This window comes from Stenotrophomonas sp. STEN063 (assembly GCF_056854515.1).
The window spans coordinates 46,495-68,057 of the sequence record NZ_JBXFWF010000011.1; the positions used below are offsets into that span (position 1 = coordinate 46,495).

The window sequence follows — 21,563 nt, forward strand, 5'->3', positions numbered from 1 at the left end:
CTCTTCCAACGCGGAGGGCGCCGCCATGCTTGAGCGCATCATCCGCAGCGCCATCGCCCATCGCTGGATGATGATGGTGCTTACCTTCGCATTGATCGCGATCGGCAGCTGGAGCTTCACCCGCCTGTCCATCGATGCAACGCCGGACATCACCAACGTACAGGTGCAGATCAACACCGCTGCCGACGGCTACTCACCGCTGGAGACGGAACAGCGCATCACCTATCCAGTGGAAACGGTGATGGCGGGCCTGCCGAAACTCGAACAGGTGCGCTCATTGTCGCGCTACGGCCTGTCGCAGGTGACGGTGGTGTTCAAGGACGGCACCGATCTGTACTTCGCCCGCCAGCAGGTGGCCGAACGCCTGCAGCAGGTGAAGTCGCAGTTGCCGGAAGGCCTGGACCCGCAGCTGGGACCAATCGCGACGGGTTTGGGCGAAATCTTCATGTACACCATCGACGCCGATCCCAAGGCCCGCAAACCTGATGGTTCGGCGTATACCGCCACCGACCTGCGCACCTTGCAGGATTGGGTGGTGCGACCGCAGCTGCGCAACGTGCCCGGCGTCACCGAGGTCAATACGATTGGTGGCTACCAGCGGCAGATCCACATCACCCCGGATCCGGCCAAGCTGCGTGCGCTGGGCTTCACCCTGGATGATGTTGCCGAAGCCGTGGAAGGCAACAACCAGAACATCGGCGCCGGTTACATCGAACGCAACGGCCAGCAGTTCCTGGTGCGTGTGCCCGGACAAGTCGCGGGACTGGAGGAAATCGGCAACATCGTGCTGGCCCGCCGCGAAGGCGTGCCCATCCATGTGCATGACGTTGCAGATGTCGCAGAAGGCCCGGAGCTGCGCAGCGGTGCCGCCACCCAGAACGGCCACGAAGTGGTGATGGGGACGGTGGTGATGCTGGTCGGGGCAAACAGCCGCGAGGTGGCACAGGCCGCTGCGGCGAAGCTGGAACAGGCGCAGCGCAGCCTGCCGGAAGGCGTCACCGTTACCGCCAGTTATGACCGCACCGCGCTGGTCGACCGCACCATCGAAACCGTCGCCAAGAACCTGCTGGAAGGCGCGCTGCTGGTGATCGTGGTGTTGTTCCTGTTGCTGGGCAACTTCCGTGCAGCGCTGATCACCGCGGCGGTGATTCCGCTGGCAATGCTGTTCACCCTGACCGGCATGGCGCGTGGCGGTGTCTCCGCCAACCTGATGAGTCTTGGTGCGCTGGACTTCGGCCTGATCGTCGATGGCGCGGTGATCATCATCGAGAACTGCCTGCGTCGCTTCGGCGAACGCACGCATGCGCTGGGCCGGGCGATGACCCGCGAGGAACGCTTCGCCGAAACCGCCAGTGCCACTGCCGAGGTCATCCGGCCCAGCCTGTTCGGCCTCGGCATCATCACCGCGGTCTACCTGCCGATTTTCGCGCTGACCGGTGTCGAAGGAAAAATGTTCCACCCGATGGCGATCACCGTGGTGCTGGCGCTGAGCGGTGCGATGCTGCTGTCGCTGACCTTCGTTCCTGCGGCTATCGCGATGTTCCTCGGCGGGCGTGTGGAGGAGAAGGACAACCGGCTGATGGCGTGGTTGCGCGCACGCTATGAGCCGCTGTTGGCGTGGGTGATGCGGCGCGGCCGTCTGGTGGTTGCCGGTGCCCTGGTGCTGGTGGTTGGTTGCGGTTTGCTGGCGACGCGCTTGGGCAGCGAGTTCGTGCCCAATCTTGATGAAGGCGACGTCGCCATGCATGCGATGCGCATTCCCGGCACCAGCCTCACGCAGTCGGTGAACATGCAGAAGCAGGTGGAAGCGCGCCTGCAGCAGTTGCCGGAAGTGGAGAAGGTGTTCTCCAAGATCGGCACGCCGGAAGTCGCCGCCGATCCGATGCCGCCCTCGGTCGCCGACACCTTCATCATGATGAAGCCGCGCAAGCAGTGGCCGGACCCGCGCAAACCGCGCGCACAGCTGCTGGCCGAGCTGGAAGCGGCGGTGGAGGAATTGCCGGGCAACAACTATGAGTTCACCCAGCCGATCCAGATGCGCATGAACGAGTTGATCTCGGGCGTGCGTGCCGACGTGGCGGTGATGCTGTTCGGCGACGACATGGAAACGCTGGCGCAGGTCGGCCAGCGCATCGTCGCAGTGGCCAACAAGGTGCCGGGTGCGGCCGATGTGCGCCTGGAGGAGACCAGTGGTTTGCCCTTGCTCACGGTTACGCCGAACCGCGCGGCATTGGCGGGTTATGGACTCAATCCGGGCCAGCTGCAGTCCACGGTTTCCACGGCGGTGGGCGGGCGCGTTGCGGGGCAGTTGTTTGAAGGTGATCGACGCTTCGACATTGTCGTCCGTCTGCCGGAAAGCATTCGCCAGGACCCGGCGGCGTTGGCCGATCTGCCGGTGTCACTGGAACCTGCCTTGGCACAGGACAGTGCGGATGAATCCAGCCGTGCGGGTGGCTGGCGCAGCGGTGATGCGCGCACGGTTCCGTTGCGTGAGTTGGCGAGCATCGAAAGCAGCGAAGGGCCAAACCAGATCAACCGCGACAACGGCAAGCGCCGCATCGTGATCACCGCCAATGTACGTGATCGCGATCTTGGTGGCTTCGTCAGCGAGTTGCAGCAGGCCATTGACGCGCAGGTGAAGGTGCCTGCCGGCTACTGGGTGGAATACGGCGGCAGCTTCGAACAGCTGATTTCAGCCAGCCAGCGTCTGGCGGTGGTGGTACCGGTGACCTTGCTGCTGATCTTTGCCTTGCTGTTCTGGGCGTTCGGCTCGGCGCGCGATGCCAGCATCGTGTTCAGCGGGGTGCCACTGGCCTTGACCGGCGGCGTGCTGGCGCTGGCGCTGCGCGGTATTCCCTTGTCGATCTCGGCGGGCGTTGGTTTCATCGCGTTGTCCGGTGTGGCCGTGCTCAACGGCCTTGTGATGATCAGCTTCATCCGCCACCTGCGTGAGCAAGGGCGAAGTCTGGATGTGGCCGTGCGCGAAGGCGCGCTGGGTCGTTTGCGGCCTGTATTGATGACTGCCCTGGTCGCATCGCTGGGCTTCGTACCAATGGCCTTCAACGTAGGTGCCGGTTCGGAAGTGCAGCGACCGCTGGCAACGGTGGTGATCGGCGGCATCGTTTCTTCCACGCTGCTGACCTTGCTGGTGTTGCCGGTGCTGTACCGCTGGTTGCACAGGAATGGAAAGTAGCGCCTGCTTGGCTTGAGGATTTTGCTTTTGCTTTTGCTTTTGCTTTGGCTTTGGCTTTGGCTTTGGCTTGAAGCTTCTGCTTCGCTTAAAGCCCCTCTCCCGCATGCGGGAGAGGGGTTGGGGTGAGGGCAGCTTTTCGCTGGTAAGGCCCCTGCCGAGCATGGCTCGGCACTACCGCTCCAGCCTTGGCCGTTGTTTCACCCGTCTCTACAAGCCCGCGCACATCAGCGCGATAATCCAGCAGGACTCTCCCCCGGAACCAAGATGAGCGACTGCTGCGGCTGCGGCAAAACCCTGGAAGTCGAGCGCATGCGGGCGCAGCAGCGCCGCGTGCTCTACCAGGTGCTGGCGATCAACCTGATCACCTTCGTGATGATGATGCTTGCCGCCTGGCACAGCGGCTCGGCCTCATTGCTGTCCGGCAGCCTGGACAACCTCGGTGATGCGCTCACTTACGCACTCAGCCTGGCTGTGGTCGGTGCCAGCCTCGCTGCCAAGGCGCGCGTTGCCATGCTCAAAGCAGTGTTCATCCTGTGCGCGGCAATTGCAGTCGCCGCAGGCATCGGCTGGAAGTTGGCGCATCCGCATCTTCCGCTGTTCGAGAGCATGGGCATCGCCGCGCTGCTCAACCTCGCCGCCAACCTGGTCTGCCTGCGCCTGCTCTGGCCCTACCGGCTGGGTGATATCAACCTGGCGTCGGCATGGGCGTGCTCAGTGAATGACGTCTACGAAGGTTCGGCGGTGATCCTTGCGGCGCTGGCAGTGTGGGTATTCGGCGCCGGTTGGCCGGACCTGCTGATCGCAGTGGCCCTGCTGCTGCTGTTCCTGCGTTCGGCCTGGAAAGTCGCGCGGGCAGCGTGGCGCGAGCTGCGCACCCAGCGTGCGACTGCCACGGTCGGCCAATCCTGAGTCACGTTGTCGGTTGGTGGTGCTTCCGGCCGATCTGAGCGTGTCAGATCCAGTTCGGCGTCCCACTTTGTTGCTATTGATGGCATTGCACGAGGGGGCCAAGTACGCTTTCACCATGCGTACAAAGCCCAATGCCCAACCCAACCAGAGCCTGATCGATGGCATCGCCACCTTGCAGGCGCTGGCCTCGTCTCCCGAACCGGTCGGTTGTCGCGAACTGGCCCGCCAGCTCGATGCCAACCCGACCCGGGTCAACCGCCTGCTCAAGACCCTGGCCTATCTGGGCATCGCCCGGCAGACCGCCGACCGCAAGTACACCGCCGGGCCCGGCATGCATGTGCTGGCCGCGCAGAGCCTGTTCGCCTCGGGCTTGATCCGGCGCGCGTTGCCGGTGCTGGAGAGCCTGCGCCGCTTCGGCCACACGGTGGCGATGGGTGTGCTGTGGAATGACAGCGTCAGCTATCTGTTCCACGCACCGCCGGGAATCGAGGCGGCACGCGGCCTGGGCCGCATCGGCCTGCTGCCGGCGACCACCAGCGGCATCGGCATCGCCTTGCTGGCCCAATTGTCCGACGAGGAGGTGCGCGAGCTGTACGCGGACAAGCCGATCCCGATGTTCCCGAACGGCATCGAGCAGCTGCTGGTGACCCTGGCCGTTACCCGCAGCCAGGGCCATGCGCGCGTGCATGTGGCCGATGAGCGCGACCACCATGTCGTCGCCATCGCCATGGGCGACCCGGTGCATGCCGGCATCGCGATGTCAGGCTGGATCCCGGAATCGGCCACTGACGAACTGGTCCGCGCGCTGCAGGCCGCCGCCGCTGAAATCGGCTGATCCAGCCGGATCAGCCGTGGCGCAGTGCGGCTTGACCTGTTGCTAAAATAGCAATACGTTGCAGCCTTCCGAAGGGGAGGCGTTGTCGATGGCCAAGCGCGGGTTCGCATGACGGGGACGGGCAGGACCAAATGGGTTTTGCTGGGGCTGCTGTTCTTCTCCACCGTCATCAATTATCTGGACCGGCAGGCGCTGTCGATCCTGGCCACGACCATCCAGGCCGACCTGGACATGTCCGACTTGGAGTACGCGCGGGTCGTGCAGGTGTTCCTGTTCGCCTATGCCGCGGCCTACGTGATGGCCGGCCGCGTCACCGATTGGTTGGGTGCACGGCTGTCGCTGCTGTTGTTCGTTGGTTGGTGGTCGCTGGCCAACATCGCCACCGGGTTGGTGCGCACGCCGCTGGAACTGGGCGCGGCACGCTTCGCGCTGGGGCTGGGTGAGCCGGGCAATTACACCGTGGGCAGCAAGGTGGTGTCCGAGCAGTTCCCGTCGCGTCAGCGCGGGCTGGCGTTGGGCCTGTACACCGCAGGCGCGATGATCGGTGCGACCCTGGCGCCGCCGCTGATCGGCGGTATCGCGTTGGCCTATGGCTGGCGCAGCGCGTTCTGGATCACCGGCGCGGCAGGCTTGCTGTGGATGATCGCGTGGTGGTGGGTTTACCCGCGCGGCAAGGCCAAGGCTGCGGCCGCGACGCCTGCGCAAGCAGCCGCAGCAGATGCGGCGCCGGTCGCCGATGAAGCACTGCCGGCAGCAGCGCCGTCGATGAAAGGCGTGTGGGGCAGGTTGGCGCGTGATCGCACGGTGTGGGCGCTCGTTGCTTCGCGCGCGGTGGCCGATCCGGTCTGGTATTTCTATCTGTTCTGGTTCCCCAAGTACCTCGGTGATGCGCGCGGCATGAGTCTGGCGACGATCGCCTCGCTGGCCTGGGTTGTGTACGTGGCCGCGGATATAGGCAGTGTCGGTGGTGGTCTTATTTCCGGCCGGTTGGTGAAGCGCGGCATGGACCCGGTGCGTGCCCGCCTGACCACCATGGTCGGCGCGGCCTGCCTGGCGCCGGTTGGCATCTTCGTCGCGATGCACCCATCGATCCCGGTATTGCTGGGGCTGGCCTGCCTGGTGACGTTCGCGCACCTGACCTACCAGATCAACCTGACCACGATGACCCTGGATATGTTCCCGTCACGCTACATCGCCTCGGTGGCGGGATTGGTGGGTTGCGGCAGTGCGCTGGGCGGCATGTTGTCGGCGCAGGTGGTGGGGCATCTGGTGGCGGACGGAAACTTCGATCGCGCCTTCATGCTGATGGCCTTCCTGCATCCGATCGCGGTGGGGCTGGCGTGGACTGCATCGCGGCTGGCGCGGCGCTCGCCGATGACCTTGATCGGACCACAGGCGGCAAGCGTGGCTGGCTGAATCCTTGCTGCACTGAAAAGGCCGGAGCGGGTAACCGCTCCGGCCTTTTGCCTGCCGCTCAGCTGATTGCTTCGGCGTGTTCCCAGAACAACGCGTTGGGCGTGGCGCCCAGGCCATTGCCGCTGGGCAGCTGATAACCCTGGCGGCCGTAGGCCATGTCGGTGTCGAGCATGCGCAGCGAGCGCGAGAAGATCGAATGCTGCCACTCATGCCGCCACAGGCCTTCGATCACGGCGGAGGCCTGCAGGCTGGCCGCCATGAAGATGCCGCCGCCAATCGTCGCGTGCGGTGCCACCTGCACGCCGCGCGCAGCGGCGAGGCGGGCAATGCGCAGGAACTGGGTGATGCCGGTGTGGCCCATCTCCGGCTGCACGAAGGCAAGACTGCCACCGTCGATGCGCGGCCGTGCAACGTATTCGGTGGGCCACTCTTCGCCGGCGGCAACCGGAATCGGACTGTCCTTGCCGAGTGCGATCAGGCCGGGCACGTCTTCCGGTTTCAACGGTGCCTCGATGAAGGTCAACTTGCTGGGCTGCAGTTGCTGGGCCAGCTGCAGTGCCTGTGCGTGATCGAACTTCCAGTGCAGGTCGACCATCAATTCGACCTCGTCGCCAAGGGCTTCGCGCAGTGCCGCCATTTCCTCGGCGATGCCTTCATGGCTTACAACGGCGTGCACCTTGAACGCGGTGTGGCCATCGGCAGCGAAGCCGCGCGCCATCTCGATCTTCTCGGCGACGGTGGCGGCCGGCAGGCCGGACACATAGCCGGCGATGCGCTCATGCCGGCGTTCGCCCAGCAGTGCCCACAGTGGCTTGCCCTGCGCGCGTGCGCGCAGGTCCCACAGTGCGATATCGAGTGCGGCAATCGCATCGGTGTGGAAGCCGCTGCCACAGCCGCGTACGCGCATCAGCCCGTACAGGTCATCCCAGATCGCTTCCACGTCCTCGGGCTCGCGCCCAAGCAGTTCCGGTGCGAGCAGGTCGTTGATGATTTCGCAGGTCGCACGCGGTGCGCAGATGCCGTAGGTCTCGCCCCAGCCGATGGCACCATCTGCGGTGGTCACCCGTACCAGTACCGACCTGTCCACGGTTGGATACAGCGTGCCGTTGCCACGTCGCACCAGGTAGCCGCGTGCATTGACCCGCTCACCTGCGGCCAATGGGCCCAGGTAAGGGGTGCTGCGCGGCACGGTCAGGATGAAGGTTTCGACGCGGGTGACGGCGCTCATGCAGGACTCCGTGGCGCGCGGCCGGGAACTGCATCCAGCGGCAGCAGATCGGCGATGCGGGCCAACAGGGTATCCAGTTCGCGCTGGTCGTAGGCATCCAGTGCCGGGCCGGGTGCACGCACATGGTCGCTGGCGATCAGGCCGCGGCGCAGCAGCACGGCCTTGGTCAGGCGCCAGCGGAACACCGCCTGCATGCTCAGCAAGGGCAGCGTGCGCTCGAACAGCACGCGTGCTGTTTCCGGGTCACCGGCGGCGTGCGCGGCCAACATCGCCACGTGCACTTCGGTGATTTCGCAGGCGGGCATGGTGCCGACCGCACCGCGGGCCAGTTCATCCAGCACGTAACGGGCACCGGCGCCGCCGAATATCGCTTCCACCGAGTCGCCAGCGCGCTCGGACAGCGCGGTGATGCGGTGGCCGGACGGCATGGTTTCTTCCTTGACGTAGCGGATCGCAGGCACGCGCGTGGCCAGCGACAGCAATGCGTCCACGCCAAGGCCGATGCCCATCGGTGCCGGGGCGTTCTGCAGCATGATGGCGACGCCGGATTCTTCGCCGAGGCGGGCGAAGAACGCCGCCATCGCATCTTCGTCACCGGCCAATGCATGCGGGGTCAGCACCATTGCCGCCGCCGCGCCAGCCTGGCCGCCGGCGCGGGTGACCTGCACCGCGTCCTCCAGCGTCTTTGCGCTGCCGCCGACGATGAAAGGCACGCGGCCGCGGTTCCAGCGGCCGATGCAGGCCGTCAGGTGCAGCCGCTCCTCCAGGCTGAGCATGTCGTACTCGCTGGCCAGGCCGGGAAACACGACGCCTGCGGAACCTGCGGCCAGCAGGTACTCGAACACTGCCTCGGTGCCGGCCTCGTCGATGGCGCCAGTGGCAGTGAAGATCGTGGGGAGAATCGGGAAGACGCCTTGCAGAGCGGCCATTGCGCCGGGTCCTTGTTCTATTGGTGTGCCATTCGTAGCAACACGCGTTAAAGGGGATTTCCAAGTGTCCGCTGGTACATCGACTTCTTTCGCTGCATTGCAGCGTGCGCGGCCAAAACATATTGCTATATTAGCGACAACACTGCCAAGTCGCAGTGCAGCAGCAATGACGGATTTCGTTGGATCCGGGCGGCAGGCTGGCAGTGCGGGGCGGGGCAGCGGACGGAGAGGGTCCGCGCCGGTCCTGATGGCAGGCTGCAGGATCCCTACCTTGGGAGAGGGCACGACATATGCATCGTTTTCGACGTTCGACTTTGTTCACCGCACTGGGCGTCTGCCTGTTGGCACCTGCACTGGCCTCGGCACAGGACGCAGCTGCCCCGCCCGCAGGCGGGCAGGAAGCGCAGACCCTGGACGCCGTTGCCGTGGTCGGCATCCGCGGCAGCCTGGAGGCATCACGCGACCTGAAGCGCGATTCGGCGCAGATAGTCGACGCAATCGTCGCCGACGATATCGGCAAGCTGCCCGACACCAACGTCGCCGAATCGCTGGGCCGCGTGGCCGGCGTGCAGATCGAGCGCGGCATGGGTGAAGGCAGCGACATCCTCGTGCGCGGCATGAAGGAAAACGTGCTGCTCTACAACGGCCGGCAGATCGTCGATGCCACCGGCCGCGGCGGCAATGGCCTGGACCAGTTGGCCACCTCCACGTATGGGCTGTTGTCATTGGTGCCGTCGGAGCTGATCTCGCGGCTGTCGGTGACCAAACTGGCCGGTGCCGACCAGCTGAGCGGTGGCCTCGGCGGCATCGTCGACATCAATACGCGCCAGCCACTGTCCGGCGACAGCGAGCAGAACGTGGTCAGCGTCGCCGGTACCTACGATGACATGGCCGATGCCTACGGTTACAACGCCTTCGGCTTGCTGTCGCGACGCAGCGAGGACCGTCGCTTCGGTGCGTTGATCTCGGCCACCTATGGTCACCGCAACGTGGTCCAGCAGGGCCTGGATACGTTCTCCGGCTATAGCCGTTTCACCGATCCGACCGACCCGGGCAAGACCCGCTTCGGCAGCACCGACATGCGTGCGCAGAACATCGACGATGACCGTACCAAGGTTGGCGTCAGCGCGGTGCTGCAATGGCGGCCGGTGGATGGCGTAGAGCTGACCTGGGATACGTTCTATTCGCGCCAGGAAGCCGAGCGTGATCGCTACTGGATTGCTTTCAACCCGTCAGCCGGGCTGAGCAATGCGGTCTACTCCGAGCACAACATCCTGCTGGCCGGTCGCTCCACCGGCACCGTGCTGCTCAACTCGGAAGTGGCCGACATCGACGCGGACACGCTGTCCACCGCCTTGCGCGCCAGCTTCCGCGTCGGTGAGCGTTTGGACGGTTCGGCCGAGCTCAACTGGGGCCGTTCCACCGCCAGCTATGACCAGCACTACATGCGCCTGGCGCCAATGGCCGGGCTGACCTCGGTCACCGACTTCGACCTGCGCAATGGCAGCTTCGGCAGCTTCAATGTCAGTGGCGTCGACCTGACCGATCCGGCGCAATGGCGCATGACCATCCTGTTCGACAACAACTGGCGCGCCCAGACCGATTCCAGCGCGTTGCGTACCGACTGGAGCCTGGCCTTCGATGATGGTCCGCTGCGCTCGCTGGATTTCGGCGCGCGTTTCAGCCGGCTGGAAAGCCTGCAGAACCCGCTGCGCGCCGACATCCGCCCGAGTGGCGGCATCCCGGTATCGCAGATGGGCGGCTACGTCAGCCAGTACAGCAACCATGACTTCCTGCCCGGCGAATTCAGTGGTTTGCCGCGCGACTACCTGGCCGGCCTGCGCGGCCAGCTGGCCGGCTGCGAAACCTATACCAACCTGCCGGTGATCTCGCAGAACGCGCAATGCCTGGACCTGCGCAACACCGTGCTGACCCATGGTTCCACCTTCAGTGTCGATGAGGATTTCCTGGAGGGTTACGCCAAGCTCAACTGGGACACCACGGTTGGCGACATGGGGCTGACCGGCAACATCGGCGTGCGCTTCCTGCACCGTGAGCTCGAGTCGCGCGGCAACCTGCTCAGCGGCACCGGCGTGGTGACGCCGGCCACGTTCAAGCGCAACGATGACGAGATGCTGCCGTCGATGGTGGCCAAGCTGCAGCTCAGCGATACGCTGGTGTTGCGCGGTGGTGCCGCCAAAGTCGTGGCGTTCCCGAACACCGAGGACCTCAACAACGGCGTGACCCTCAACAACAATGCCGTGTTCGATGGCAATGGCGTACAGACCTCGCCGGGCACCGGCAGTGGCGGCGCACCGGACCTGGATCCGTTCAAGGCCACCCAGTACGACCTGTCGCTGGAGTGGTATTACGGCGGCCAAGGCCTGCTCTCGGCCGGCCTGTTCTACAAGGATGTCTCGACCTTCATCGTGCAGCGGCAGAGCAACGAGGTCTACAACAACACCAACTACCTGGTGCTGCGCAAGATCAACGGTGACAAAGCCAAGGTGAAGGGTGCCGAACTGCTGGCGCAGGTGCCGTTCACCGGCATCCTCGATGGCTTCGGTGTGGTGGCGACCTACACCTGGATCGACTCGGAAACCCCGATCACCGACATCAATGGCAATGCGATGAGCTTCCCGGGCTTGTCGAAGAACAACGCCAACCTGATCGGCTACTACGAGAACGGGCCGTTCGGCATCCGCCTGGCCTACAACTGGCGCGATGAGTACCTGGTCGGTCTGTCCGCCGCATCCACCGGTATCTACAACGATACCTACAAGGATCTGTCGGCATCGATGAGCTACGATTTCAGCGACCGCATGTCGTTGAAGGTCGAGGCCAACAACCTGCTGGACAGCGAACAGCGCACTTTCGATGGCTATGGCGAAGGCCTGCGCACCAATGTGGTGTTCGGGCGTTCGTACAAGGCCAGCATCACCTATCGGTTCTGATCATGGGCGAGGATGTACGGCAGATGGAATGGAGTGGGCGACGCGTCTGGGTGAGTGGCGCTGCCAGCGGCGCAGGGGCGGCCGTGTGCGCGCTGTTGCAGGCGCAGGGCGCGCAGGTGCTGGCGCTGGACCGGGTGGCGGTAGCGGATGCGGTCCAGCAGCTTGTGCTTGACCTGGCCGATGGCACGGCGGTGGATGCTGCGCTGGCGGCACATGTCGGCCAGCCACTGGATGCCTTGATCCATTGCGCCGGCATCTGCCCGTCCGCTGATACCTGGGCCGATGACGATGCCTTGTGGCAGCAGGTGCATGCAGTCAATGTGCTGGGTGCGCGTCGTCTGATGCGGCATGCACTGCCGGGCCTGCGCAGCAACGGCGGTGGCAGTATCGTACTGCTGTCTTCGATCAATGCGCGTTATGCCACGCCCGGTTTGGCTGCCTACGCTGCCTCCAAGGCCGCGCTTGAATCGCTGGCGCGCACCGCGGCATTGGAGCTGGCGCCCGAGCAGATCCGCGTCAATGCGATCGCGCCGGCCTCGCTGGATACGCCGATGCTGCGCGCCTCCTTCGATCGCAGTGAGGATGCCGAGGCAGCACGCACGCGCAATGTGCAGCGGCATCCATTGCAGCGGCTCGGCACGGCGACGGATGCCGCCGAGCTGGCGTTGTTCCTGGCCTCGCCGCGCAGTGGCTGGATGACTGGCGCGGTGGTACCGCTTGATGGTGGTGCGGGAGTGACGCGTCGATGAGTGGCATGCAACAGGCGCCGATCATCGGCATCAACTGGGGTAGCAGCAATTTCCGCGCGTTCCTGATCCATGCCGATGGCCGCGTTGTCGATTCGGTGGAACAGCCGCGCGGCATCGTCGGCCTGGACCGTGCGCAGATGGAGGCATTGCTGGTGCAGACGGTGGCACGTTGGCCGGATGCCGCGCAGGTCTATGCCTGCGGCATGGTCGGCTCCAACGTCGGCTGGAGCGATGCCGGCTATGCCGATTGCCCGGCAACCCCGCAGCGATTGGCGGCACGGCTGCACCGGACCCATATCGGCCCGGTGGCGGTTGCGATCGTGCCCGGGCTGGCTTGCCGGCGCCCGCAGGACGATGCGCCCGACATCATGCGCGGCGAAGAGACCGAGCTGCTTGGCCTGCTCGACGCTGGCCAACTGCCGCTGGATGGATTGCTGGCCTTGCCGGGTACGCACAGCAAATGGGTGCAGCTGCAGGACGGCGCGGTGGCATCGTTCCTGACCGCGATGTCCGGTGAAGTATTCGATCGGCTGACCGCTGCCGGTTTGTTGGCGTCGGTGGTGGATGGCCCGGCCGAAGATGGTCCGGCCTTCCTCGATGGCCTGCAGCAAGGCCATCGCAGTGGTTTGGGCCTGGGCAGCCTGTTGTTTGGCGCGCGTGCGCGGGTGATCCGCGGTGAACTGCCGCGCCGCGACGGCGCATCGTGGTTGCGTGGTGTGCTGATCGGTGCGGAATTGGCCGATGTGCTGCAGCTGTGGCCGGACGCATTGAGCAGGCCGCTGCCGCTGGTGGGCGCTGCGCCGGTGTGTGCGCTGTATGCGCGCGCCATCGAAGTACTTGGCGGGCAGGCGCATTCAATCGCATCGCACGACGCGGTGACCCGCGGATTTCTCGCCCTGCATCGGGCGGCATTGGAACAACCCGCATGAACCACAGCTCCGCAGCCGCCTTCGATGCGGCGATCGAACACACACCGCTGGTCGCGATACTGCGTGGACTTACCGGCGCCGAGGCACTGGCGGTAGGCCAGGCGCTGGTAGATGCAGGCGTGCGTCTGGCCGAAGTGCCGCTCAATTCGCCCGATCCACTGGCCACCATCGCGTTGATGGCCGCGCATTTCGGCGATCGCTTGCTGGTCGGCGCCGGTACCGTGCTGGAGGTGGAACAGGTACAGGCGTTGGCGGCGATTGGTTGTCGCTTCTGCGTGTCGCCCAATAGCAACCCGGCGGTGATCGCCGCCGCGCTCGAACATGGCATGGAACCGATGCCGGGCTTCGCCACGCCTAGCGAAGCATTCGCGGCCCTGGCTGCTGGCGCGCGTTACCTGAAAGCTTTCCCTGCGCACGAGGCGGCGCCGCGCTTGTCGGCACTGGCGGCGGTGCTGCCGGCGCAGGCGCGTCTGGTGGCGGTTGGTGGCTTCAGTGCGGATGCCTTGCCTGCGCTGTGGCAGGCCGGTGTACGTGCGGTCGGCATCGGTTCGGATCTGTACCGGCCCGGCCGCAGTGCCGACGAGGTTGGCGTGAGGGCGAGGCAATGGTTGCAGGCGCTGCGAGCGATTCCTACCAGCGGTGTCAGTCTGGCCTGCGACGCGCAGACCCTGGTCGGGGAGTCGCCGCTGGTGCTGGAGGACGGTCGGGTCGTCTGGGTCGAGCCGACCGCACCGGCCCTGCTGCATTGGGATGGTGAGGCCTGCACACGAACCCCGTTGGCCGAGGCGGTCTGGTCGCTTGGCTGCGACGGGCAGGGCCTGGTGGGCAACGGCGAGACCCATTTCGTGCGTATCGGTGCCGATGGCAACCTGCTTGCTGGCCCGGAAATCGCGGTGGGCGTGGGTTGCCGGCTGAACGACATGGTGGTCGATGCTCGTGGCGGGCTGTGGGCAGGGTCGATGCACCGTGGCCTGCTTGCTGGCCGGGGCGCGCTGTTCCATACGGCCAGCGCCGATGCCCCGGTGCGCTGCGTGGCCGAAGGGCTGGGTGTGGCGAACGGCATGGCCTTCTCGGCCGATGGCCAGATCCTGTATGTGATCGACACGCTGGCGCGGACCCTGTTGGCCTACCCGGCCGACATCGAGGCCGGCAGCCTGGGGGAGCCGCGGGTGGTCACCGATTTCCTCGGCGAGCCCGGCAAGCCGGATGGCATGGCGATGTCGCCGCAGGGCAGCCTGTGGGTGGCGATGTGGGGCGGCGGCGCGGTGCTCGAACTTGCCGCCAATGGCGCAGTCCTGCGGCGGCTGGCGGTGCCGGCGCCGCAGGTGGGCAGCCTGTGCTTCGCCCCGGATGGGCGCCTGTTCATCAGCACCGCCAGGGCCCGGCTGAGCGCCGATGCGCTGCAGCGGGCACCGGCGTCGGGCGGGCTGTTTGTCGCCAGGCCCTGAGGGTTGCCGGCGCAAACTTGCGCAGGTACCTGATTGCATGCACAATATGCGGCTCGCTGTGTCCGGAATTCTCCGGGCCGGTGGCCGGGAACACGTCATCTGGCCACCCTTGTCAGCGTAACTCTTTGATTCCCATGACGCGTGGCGGGTAACCGCCGGGGCCGCCGTCTTCCTGGCTAAGGAAGTCATCAACATTACCGAGGTGCGCAATGTCCCGCGTATGCCAAGTTTCCGGCAAGCGAGTGCAGACGGGTAACAACGTCTCGCACGCCAACAACAAGACCCGTCGTCGTTTCATGCCGAACCTGCACGAGCGTCGTTTCTGGGTTGCCAGCGAAAACCGCTGGATCAAGCTTCGTGTTTCCGCGCATGCACTGCGCACCATCGACAAGAACGGCATCGATTCCGTTCTGGCTGAGCTGCGTGCGCGCGGCGAAAAGGTCTGAGGAGTAAACGATCATGGCAGGTAAGCGCGATAAGGTCCGTATGATTTCCTCGGCCGGCACTGGCCACTTCTACACGACCGACAAGAACAAGAAGAACACCCCGGGGAAGATGGAATTCCTCAAGTACGATCCGGTTGTTCGCAAGCACGTGATGTACAAGGAAGGCAAGATCAAGTAATCCTCACGGATTGTTTGAGCTGCTGTTCCAAGCAGAACCCGCCGAAAGGCGGGTTTTGTGTTTCAGTGCCGTGAAAAAAGTTCCCGCCCTGCGAGCATGAATACATGCCCGTGCAGCATCAGGCGAGGGGACTGCATCGCCTACAATCGGGCAGATGAGTGTTATCGATACCCCTGCATTGTGTGATCTGGCCATCATTGGCGGTGGCGCCGCCGGCGTGCTTGCCGCCATCGGCGTGCTGCGTGGCGCAAGCGGGCCGCTGCGCCTGCTGGTGATCGAGCCCAGTCTGCCGCTGGCCCGTGGCGTGGCCTATGCCACCACCCGCGACGAGCACGTATTGAACGTGCCGGCCGCCAAGATGAGTGGCTTTCCTGAACAACCCGAGGATTTCCTCGACTACCTGTGTGAGGCGCAGGCCTTTCCGGCACTGTCGCGGGAACAGTTGGCCGGGCAGTTCGTGCCGCGTCGTTTTTACGCCGACTACCTGCGCCACCGTCTGCAGCAGGCGGTGGACGCCAGTCCTGCGCAATTGGAAATTCTTGCTGCGCGCGTACAGGCGCTGCAGCCCAATGACGAAGGCGTGCTGCTGACCCTGGATTCGGGCCGGCCGTTGCAGGCTGGGCGGGTGATTCTGGCAGTGGGCAATGCGCTGCGGCCGTTGCCGGCGCGCGGTGCCAGTGGCCTGGTCGATGGCAAACGCGTGGAAGCCTGGGATTACCCGTCACTCGACGGCATTGCGGGCAACGCCGACGTGGCGATCATCGGTTCCGGCCTGAGCATGGCCGACAGCGTGGCAACGCTGCAGGCCAATGGTCATCGCGGCCGTATCCATGTGATGTCGCGGCATGCGCTGCTGCCGTTGCCCCATGCCAAGGGCGCTGCGGCCGATTACGATCCCGAGCCTTTGCTGGCGATGAATCTGCGCCAGCGCATGCATGCACTGCGATGTCACGCGGCCGAAGCGGCAACGCGTGATATTCCGTGGCAAAGCGTGATGGAGCGTATCCGTCCGCTGGGTCAACGGCTGTGGCAAACCCTTTCATTCGATGACCAGCGCCGCTTCCTGCGCCATGTGGTGCGCTACTGGGATGTGCATCGCCACCGCATCGCCGCCCCGCTGCATGCGCAGCTGCTGGAGCTGCAGCGGGCCGGTCGCCTGCAGTTGCATCGTGGCCGTCTGGAAACCGCCGTTGCCGAAGGCGCCTGCGTGCGGTTGAGCGCGCAGGATCGCTGGCGTCAGCCGTTGCAGTTGGAAGTGCAATGCGTGATCAACGCCACCGGTGTGGAGATGCGCGCGCAGGCGATGCGCAATCCGCTGCTGCAGCAGTTGCTGGGCAGCGGCGTGGGCCGCGCTGGCCCGCACGGGATCGGCCTGGACACGGCAGCCGACGGCAGCTTGATCGACGCCGATGGCGTGGTCGAGCCGCGCGTGCAGGTGTTGGGCAGCCTGCGCATCGGCAACCTGTGGGAGAGTCTGGCGATTCCTGAATTGCGCGGGCAGGCGGCCGCGGCGGCGCAGCAGACGCTGCGCTAGGTTGCTCCCACCGGTTCTCCGTCTTGCTCAGGTGTTCTTGCCACCTGCCGGTGGAGAGCCGCCGTTGCTGCCCGAGGAGCCGCCATCGTTGGATGGTGAAGGTCGGTCCCATGATCTGTCCGAGGGTTCGCGCGGCAAACTGTTCGCAGGGAGCAGGTTCCGGTTGACCAGGGCGAGGCGCCGGCCATCCATGTGCTCCCAGTACCAACTGCCGCTGGGTACCGTCTGGGTGGAAACCAGGGCGAAATGCACGGTATGCAGGTCTCCAGGGCCATTTGGCGTGGCGATGGTCGTCATGTTGGCGATGAACTGGCGGCTACTGTCACTCTTGCCCGGCGCTGCAGTGTTGGCGGGGCCGGCAAAGAGTTCGGTGATGTTTGCCCGCAGCAGCCGGTTGATCTTCGGTGGCAGGCGGGAGGAGGGGCTGACGTAGGTCACCCGGCCCTGGGCGTTGAGTTTCACCAGCACCGGCAGCACCTGTTGTTGCTGCGCTGGCGTTGGGTTGTCTGCCTGTGCGACACCTGCCAGCATCGCAAACGCCATACCCGCCAGAACCACACGCGTGTTCCTTGCCATTTCACACTCCTCGGATTGAGAGCTGCGTGAGCGGAGAGAAAACCGTAATTCCAGTGACAATCGAGCATTGCGCTTACCTGTCCGGATGTCAAATCCGCAGGGCTGGTACAGGTGCGCCTAACAACTGGGCGTTGTCTGTCCGTGGTGCCGGCGAACCCTGCAGGAAGCCTTGCTCCGCTTCCCGTAAAATGGGCGCATGGATGTCTCCCACTTGCTCGACGGGCTGAACGCAGCCCAGCGCGAGGCCGTTTCCGCGCCTCTTGGTCACCACCTGATTCTTGCCGGCGCCGGTTCCGGCAAGACGCGCGTGCTTATCCATCGCATCGCCTGGCTCACCGAAGTCTGCGGTGTACCTGCGCACGGCATTTTCGCGGTCACCTTCACCAACAAGGCGGCCGGCGAAATGCGCCACCGCATCGACCTGCAGCTGAGCAAGGGCAGCCGCGGCATGTGGATCGGTACCTTCCACGGCCTGGCCCATCGCCTGCTGCGCCTGCACTGGGCCGATGCCAAGCTGCCCGAAGCCTTCCAGGTGATGGATTCGGACGACCAGCTGCGCATGGTCAAGCGCGTGGTCCAGCAACTTGAGCTGGACGACAGCAAGTACCCGCCCAAGCAGGTGATGTGGTGGATCAACACGCAGAAGGATGAAGGCCGACGTCCGCAGCACATCCAGCCCGAGCCGCACGACCAGTGGGGCGAAACCCTGCGCCAGGCCTATGCGGCCTACCAGGAGCGCTGCGACCGTGCCGGCCTGGTCGACTTCGCCGAACTGCTGCTGCGCGCGCATGAACTGCTACGCGACAACCCGGCGCTGCTGGCGCATTACCGCGCCCGCTTCCGCGAGATCCTGGTCGACGAGTTCCAGGACACCAATGCCATCCAGTACGCCTTCGTGCGCGTGCTGGCCGGCGACAGCGCGCATGTATTCGTGGTCGGTGATGATGACCAGGCCATCTACGGCTGGCGCGGCGCCAAGGTCGAGAACGTGCAGCGCTTCCTCAAGGATTTCCCCGGCGCGCAGACCATTCGCCTGGAGCAGAACTACCGCTCCACCGCAAACATCCTCGGTGCCGCCAATGCGGTGATCGCGCACAACCCGGACCGCATCGGCAAGGAGTTGTGGACCGATAGCGGTGACGGTGACCCGATCGATCTGTTCGCCGCCTACAACGAGATGGACGAGGCGCGTTACCTGGTCGAGCGTGCGCGGCAGTGGGTACGTGATGGTGGCAGCTACGGTGATGTTGCCGTGCTCTACCGCAGCAACGCGCAGTCACGCGCCTTCGAAGAAGCGCTGCTCAGCGAGCAGGTGCCGTACCGCGTGTATGGCGGCATGCGCTTCTTCGAGCGTGCTGAAATCAAGGACGCGCTGGCCTATCTGCGCCTGATGACCAACCGCAACGACGATGCGGCCTTCGAGCGGGCGGTGAATACGCCGACGCGCGGCATCGGCGAGCGTACCCTGGATGAAGTGCGGCGCATTGCGCGCCAGCAGGCGCTGCCATTGTGGGAAGCGGCGATGCTGGCCACGCAGGGCGCCGACCTGACCTCGCGCGCCAAGAACGCCCTGGCCGGCTTCATCAATCTGGTGCAGAAGATCACCGCCGAGACCGGCGAGATGGATCTGTCCGAGCGTATCGATCACGTGCTGTCGCGTTCGGCGCTGCGTGAGCATTGGGGCAAGGAAAGCCGCAACGCGCTGGACTCGGAATCGCGTACCGACAACCTCGACGAATTGATCTCGGTAGCCTCGCGCTTCGTGCGTCGCGAAGACGACATCGAGGAGGGTGCCGAGGACATGAGCGAGCTGGTCGCCTTCCTGTCCTACGCCTCGCTGGAAGCTGGCGAAGGCCAGGCGCAGGCGGGCGAAGAGGGTGTGCAGCTGATGACACTGCACTCGGCCAAGGGTCTGGAATTCCCGCTGGTGTTCCTGGCCGGCATGGAAGAAGGCCTGTTCCCGAGTGCACGCTCGCTGGAAGAAAGCGGGCGTCTGGAAGAAGAGCGCCGTCTGGCTTACGTCGGCATTACCCGCGCACGGCAGAAGCTGGTGCTGGGCTATGCCGAATCGCGCCGCATCCACGGCCAGGACAATTACAGCCTGCCGTCACGCTTCCTGCGCGAGATTCCGCGCGAGCTGCTCAACGAGGTTCGTCCCAAGGTGCAGGTTTCGCGCCCGGCCTCGCTGGGTGCCAACCGGGTGATGGGTGGTCACGCCAATATCGAAGTGCCGCCGATCAAGCTCGGTGCCTTGGTCAATCACCCCAAGTTCGGCGAAGGCATGGTCACCGACTACGAAGGCAACGGCCAGCATGCACGCGTGCAGGTCGAGTTCGCCGACGCCGGCAGCAAGTGGCTGGTGATGGCGTACGCGAATCTGACGGTGATTTGATGTAGCCCGGGTAAGCGCAGCGCACCCGGGGAGTGGTCGGCGTATTAGTCTGTGCGTGAAGGACTGCCGAGCATGGCTCGGCACTACAGTTGGGTTGCGTGATTCTGCAGCTGCTCCCAGTCCAGATCGAACTTGGCCAGGTATTTGCGCAGGCGATCGGCGTCGTTGGTGCTGGTACGCTGCGTGCGCGATACCGCGAACAGTTCACGGCCAGCCGCAGACAGGTTTTTTGAGCGCAGGCAGACGCGTACCACTTCTTCCAGCTGCACGCGATCGAAGCGGTCCAGTTGGTTGGCAGCATCGCCGAGCAATGCCTGCAGTGGCGATGCATCATCGCCGCCATGCCATTGCGTGCGCAGGCGGTTGATCTCTTCATCGACGCCGTCGGTCTGGATGCGTCCTGCATTTGCCAGCGTCGCCATGCGCACAACACTGGCGCCCAGATCGCGGAAGTTGCCGCGCCATGCAGCTTCGCTGCTGGTGGCGAATGTCAGATAGCGGCTACGCGCTTCGGCGTTGAAGCGCACGCGTTCGTGCTGCTCGCGCGACCAGCGTTCCAGTTCGAATTCCAGGTTGGGCTCGATGTCCTCGCTGCGTTGGGCAAGGCCGGGGAGTTGGTAAGTCCATAGGTTCAGGCGTGCCAGCAGGTCCTCGCGGAAGCGGCCTTGGCGGACATCGTGCTGCAGGTCGCGGTTGGTGCCGGCAATCAGCTGGAAGTCGCTTTCCACCTCGCGGTCACTGCCCACCGGCAGGAAGCGCTTCTCTTCCAGTGCGCGCAGCAGCATGGCTTGTTCGTCGGCGCCCAGCTCGCCGATCTCGTCGAGGAACAGCAGGCCTTGGTGGGCCGAGCGCAGCAGGCCGGCGCGGTCGCTGCTGGCGCCGGTATAGGCGCCCTTGGTATGGCCGAACAAGGTGCTCATCGCGCCGTCGCCGCGCAGGGTGGCGCAGTTCACCTCGACGAAACGACCTGGCAGCTGGTGCTTGAGCTTCTTCAGCTCGAATACGCGCTTGGCCAACTGGCTCTTGCCGGCACCGGTGGGGCCGGTCAGCAGCATCGGTGCGCGCGAGCGCGTGGCGACTTTCTCGATCTGCTCGATCATCCGGTTGAAACCCGGGTTGCGGGTGGCGATGCCGCTCTTGAGCAGGTCGCGATCCTGCAGCTGCTGTTGGGCGAAGCGCTGGGCGATGTGGTCGTAGCGCGACAGGTCCAGGTCGATCACGGTGTGGCTGCCGGGGTCGCCATTGCTTTGCTTGCGCGGCGGCGAGGTCTGCAGCAGGCGGCCGGGGAAGTGGCGGCTCTCGGTCAGCAGGAACCAGCAGATCTGGGTGACGTGGGTGCCGGTGGTGATGTGGACGTAGTAGTCCTCCTCGTCCGGCTGGAATGGATAGGCCGCGAGAAAGTCGTGCAGGCGTGCGTAGACGCCTTCGAATTCCCAGGGATCGACCAGGTAGGTGTCGTGCAGGCGCAGCTCGGTACCGGGTGATACCAGTGCCAGATCTTCCTGCACGAGTTTGGCCAGCCGGCTGAAGCGGCGCTCGTCCAGCATCAGCTCAATGCGATCGGGCTGGAAGTCTTCATGCATGCCCAAGGCTACGGTGGGCCGCCATTTTTCCCAACGACCGGGGCCGCTGCCCGAATCGAGCTGGGTGCCGAGCATGCCGAAGATGACCTGACGCTTTGACATATCCATTCCTATAAATAGCGCGCTGAAAGTATACGTAAGTCCGCATCACGGATGCGCGAATCCTCTCCTGGAGATTAAAAATACCTTTGTAAATCAATGAATTGATCGAGTGGTGGAAAAGTTGGCACGGCCATTGCGTTTATAGGGGCAAGACAAGCGGCG

Annotated in this window: 16 protein-coding genes; 12 read left to right on the top strand and 4 right to left on the bottom strand. The window is 64.9% G+C overall.

The genetic code is table 11. The features are described 5' to 3' along the window. Positions 1-25: 25 nt before the first annotated feature. The 4 genes from AC1VWL_RS04900 (at position 26) to AC1VWL_RS04915 (ending at position 6,353) form a co-directional block, all read left to right on the top strand. The gene (locus AC1VWL_RS04900) at positions 26-3,193 is read left to right on the top strand and encodes an efflux RND transporter permease subunit (protein ID WP_482985949.1); all 3,168 of its coding nucleotides are present in this window, start codon (positions 26-28) and stop codon (positions 3,191-3,193) included. Between the two features lie 264 nt (positions 3,194-3,457). After that, complete coding sequence (locus AC1VWL_RS04905; RefSeq protein ID WP_482985950.1) at positions 3,458-4,102, top strand: cation efflux transmembrane domain-containing protein; 645 nt, start codon at positions 3,458-3,460, stop codon at positions 4,100-4,102. A 115-nt stretch (positions 4,103-4,217) separates the two neighbouring features. Next, the gene (locus AC1VWL_RS04910; protein WP_482985951.1) at positions 4,218-4,937 is read left to right on the top strand and encodes an IclR family transcriptional regulator; all 720 of its coding nucleotides are present in this window, start codon (positions 4,218-4,220) and stop codon (positions 4,935-4,937) included. 108 nt (positions 4,938-5,045) lie between these two features. Beyond that, positions 5,046-6,353, top strand: coding sequence for an MFS transporter (locus AC1VWL_RS04915; RefSeq protein ID WP_482985952.1), 1,308 nt, complete (start codon positions 5,046-5,048; stop codon positions 6,351-6,353). Between the two features lie 58 nt (positions 6,354-6,411). Here AC1VWL_RS04915 and AC1VWL_RS04920 read toward each other — a convergent pair whose 3' ends face one another. Further along, on the bottom strand, positions 6,412-7,581 hold the full coding sequence (locus tag AC1VWL_RS04920; RefSeq protein WP_482985953.1) for a mandelate racemase/muconate lactonizing enzyme family protein: 1,170 nt from the start codon (positions 7,579-7,581) through the stop codon (positions 6,412-6,414). After that, positions 7,578-8,510 carry a dihydrodipicolinate synthase family protein gene (locus AC1VWL_RS04925; protein WP_282270150.1) on the bottom strand — a complete coding sequence of 311 codons (933 nt, stop codon included), beginning with the start codon at positions 8,508-8,510 and terminating at the stop codon, positions 7,578-7,580. The genes AC1VWL_RS04920 and AC1VWL_RS04925 overlap by 4 nt, the downstream gene beginning before the upstream one ends. Before the next feature lie 290 nt (positions 8,511-8,800). Here AC1VWL_RS04925 and AC1VWL_RS04930 point away from each other — a divergent pair, with 290 nt between their 5' ends. The 7 genes from AC1VWL_RS04930 (at position 8,801) to AC1VWL_RS04960 (ending at position 16,748) form a co-directional block, all read left to right on the top strand. After that, positions 8,801-11,464 carry a TonB-dependent receptor gene (locus AC1VWL_RS04930; RefSeq protein WP_482985954.1) on the top strand — a complete coding sequence of 888 codons (2,664 nt, stop codon included), beginning with the start codon at positions 8,801-8,803 and terminating at the stop codon, positions 11,462-11,464. Between the two features lie 2 nt (positions 11,465-11,466). Then, positions 11,467-12,213, top strand: coding sequence for an SDR family NAD(P)-dependent oxidoreductase (locus tag AC1VWL_RS04935; RefSeq protein ID WP_482985955.1), 747 nt, complete (start codon positions 11,467-11,469; stop codon positions 12,211-12,213). Then, complete coding sequence (locus tag AC1VWL_RS04940; protein ID WP_482985956.1) at positions 12,210-13,142, top strand: 2-dehydro-3-deoxygalactonokinase; 933 nt, start codon at positions 12,210-12,212, stop codon at positions 13,140-13,142. The genes AC1VWL_RS04935 and AC1VWL_RS04940 overlap by 4 nt, the downstream gene beginning before the upstream one ends. After that, positions 13,139-14,590, top strand: a complete 1,452-nt coding sequence (locus AC1VWL_RS04945) for a 2-dehydro-3-deoxy-6-phosphogalactonate aldolase (RefSeq protein WP_482985957.1) — start codon at positions 13,139-13,141, stop codon at positions 14,588-14,590. The genes AC1VWL_RS04940 and AC1VWL_RS04945 overlap by 4 nt, the downstream gene beginning before the upstream one ends. Positions 14,591-14,799: 209 nt before the next feature. Further along, on the top strand, positions 14,800-15,036 hold the full coding sequence (gene rpmB / locus AC1VWL_RS04950; RefSeq protein ID WP_282270140.1) for a 50S ribosomal protein L28: 237 nt from the start codon (positions 14,800-14,802) through the stop codon (positions 15,034-15,036). A 10-nt stretch (positions 15,037-15,046) separates the two neighbouring features. After that, a complete protein-coding gene (rpmG, locus tag AC1VWL_RS04955; RefSeq protein WP_172675037.1) occupies positions 15,047-15,214 on the top strand; it encodes a 50S ribosomal protein L33 in 168 nt (55 codons plus the stop codon). Positions 15,215-15,368: 154 nt separating this feature from the next. Next, complete coding sequence (locus AC1VWL_RS04960) at positions 15,369-16,748, top strand: FAD/NAD(P)-binding protein (RefSeq protein WP_482985958.1); 1,380 nt, start codon at positions 15,369-15,371, stop codon at positions 16,746-16,748. Positions 16,749-16,775: 27 nt separating this feature from the next. Here the strand turns inward: AC1VWL_RS04960 and AC1VWL_RS04965 are convergent, their stop codons facing one another. Further along, positions 16,776-17,324 carry a hypothetical protein gene (locus AC1VWL_RS04965; protein ID WP_482985959.1) on the bottom strand — a complete coding sequence of 183 codons (549 nt, stop codon included), beginning with the start codon at positions 17,322-17,324 and terminating at the stop codon, positions 16,776-16,778. 196 nt (positions 17,325-17,520) lie between these two features. Between AC1VWL_RS04965 and uvrD the strand changes: the two genes are divergently transcribed. Further along, positions 17,521-19,716, top strand: coding sequence for a DNA helicase II (gene uvrD / locus AC1VWL_RS04970; protein WP_482985960.1), 2,196 nt, complete (start codon positions 17,521-17,523; stop codon positions 19,714-19,716). Between the two features lie 83 nt (positions 19,717-19,799). Here the strand turns inward: uvrD and rtcR are convergent, their stop codons facing one another. After that, positions 19,800-21,401 carry an RNA repair transcriptional activator RtcR gene (gene rtcR, locus AC1VWL_RS04975; protein ID WP_482985961.1) on the bottom strand — a complete coding sequence of 534 codons (1,602 nt, stop codon included), beginning with the start codon at positions 21,399-21,401 and terminating at the stop codon, positions 19,800-19,802. Positions 21,402-21,563 lie beyond the last annotated feature (162 nt).

Excerpts from the sequence above, each read along its gene's own strand:
- AC1VWL_RS04920 (WP_482985953.1), bottom strand. The coding sequence starts at position 7,581 with ATGAGCGCCGTCACCCGCGTCGAAACCTTCATCCTGACCGTGCCGCGC.
- AC1VWL_RS04910 (WP_482985951.1), top strand. The coding sequence starts at position 4,218 with ATGCGTACAAAGCCCAATGCCCAACCCAACCAGAGCCTGATCGATGGC.
- AC1VWL_RS04935 (WP_482985955.1), top strand. The coding sequence starts at position 11,467 with ATGGGCGAGGATGTACGGCAGATGGAATGGAGTGGGCGACGCGTCTGG.
- uvrD (WP_482985960.1), top strand. The coding sequence starts at position 17,521 with ATGGATGTCTCCCACTTGCTCGACGGGCTGAACGCAGCCCAGCGCGAG.
- rpmB (WP_282270140.1), top strand. The coding sequence starts at position 14,800 with ATGTCCCGCGTATGCCAAGTTTCCGGCAAGCGAGTGCAGACGGGTAAC.
- AC1VWL_RS04925 (WP_282270150.1), bottom strand. The coding sequence starts at position 8,510 with ATGGCCGCTCTGCAAGGCGTCTTCCCGATTCTCCCCACGATCTTCACT.
- AC1VWL_RS04960 (WP_482985958.1), top strand. The coding sequence starts at position 15,369 with ATGAGTGTTATCGATACCCCTGCATTGTGTGATCTGGCCATCATTGGC.
- AC1VWL_RS04945 (WP_482985957.1), top strand. The coding sequence starts at position 13,139 with ATGAACCACAGCTCCGCAGCCGCCTTCGATGCGGCGATCGAACACACA.
- AC1VWL_RS04930 (WP_482985954.1), top strand. The coding sequence starts at position 8,801 with ATGCATCGTTTTCGACGTTCGACTTTGTTCACCGCACTGGGCGTCTGC.
- AC1VWL_RS04915 (WP_482985952.1), top strand. The coding sequence starts at position 5,046 with ATGACGGGGACGGGCAGGACCAAATGGGTTTTGCTGGGGCTGCTGTTC.
- AC1VWL_RS04905 (WP_482985950.1), top strand. The coding sequence starts at position 3,458 with ATGAGCGACTGCTGCGGCTGCGGCAAAACCCTGGAAGTCGAGCGCATG.
- AC1VWL_RS04965 (WP_482985959.1), bottom strand. The coding sequence starts at position 17,324 with ATGGCAAGGAACACGCGTGTGGTTCTGGCGGGTATGGCGTTTGCGATG.
- AC1VWL_RS04900 (WP_482985949.1), top strand. The coding sequence starts at position 26 with ATGCTTGAGCGCATCATCCGCAGCGCCATCGCCCATCGCTGGATGATG.
- rtcR (WP_482985961.1), bottom strand. The coding sequence starts at position 21,401 with ATGTCAAAGCGTCAGGTCATCTTCGGCATGCTCGGCACCCAGCTCGAT.
- AC1VWL_RS04940 (WP_482985956.1), top strand. The coding sequence starts at position 12,210 with ATGAGTGGCATGCAACAGGCGCCGATCATCGGCATCAACTGGGGTAGC.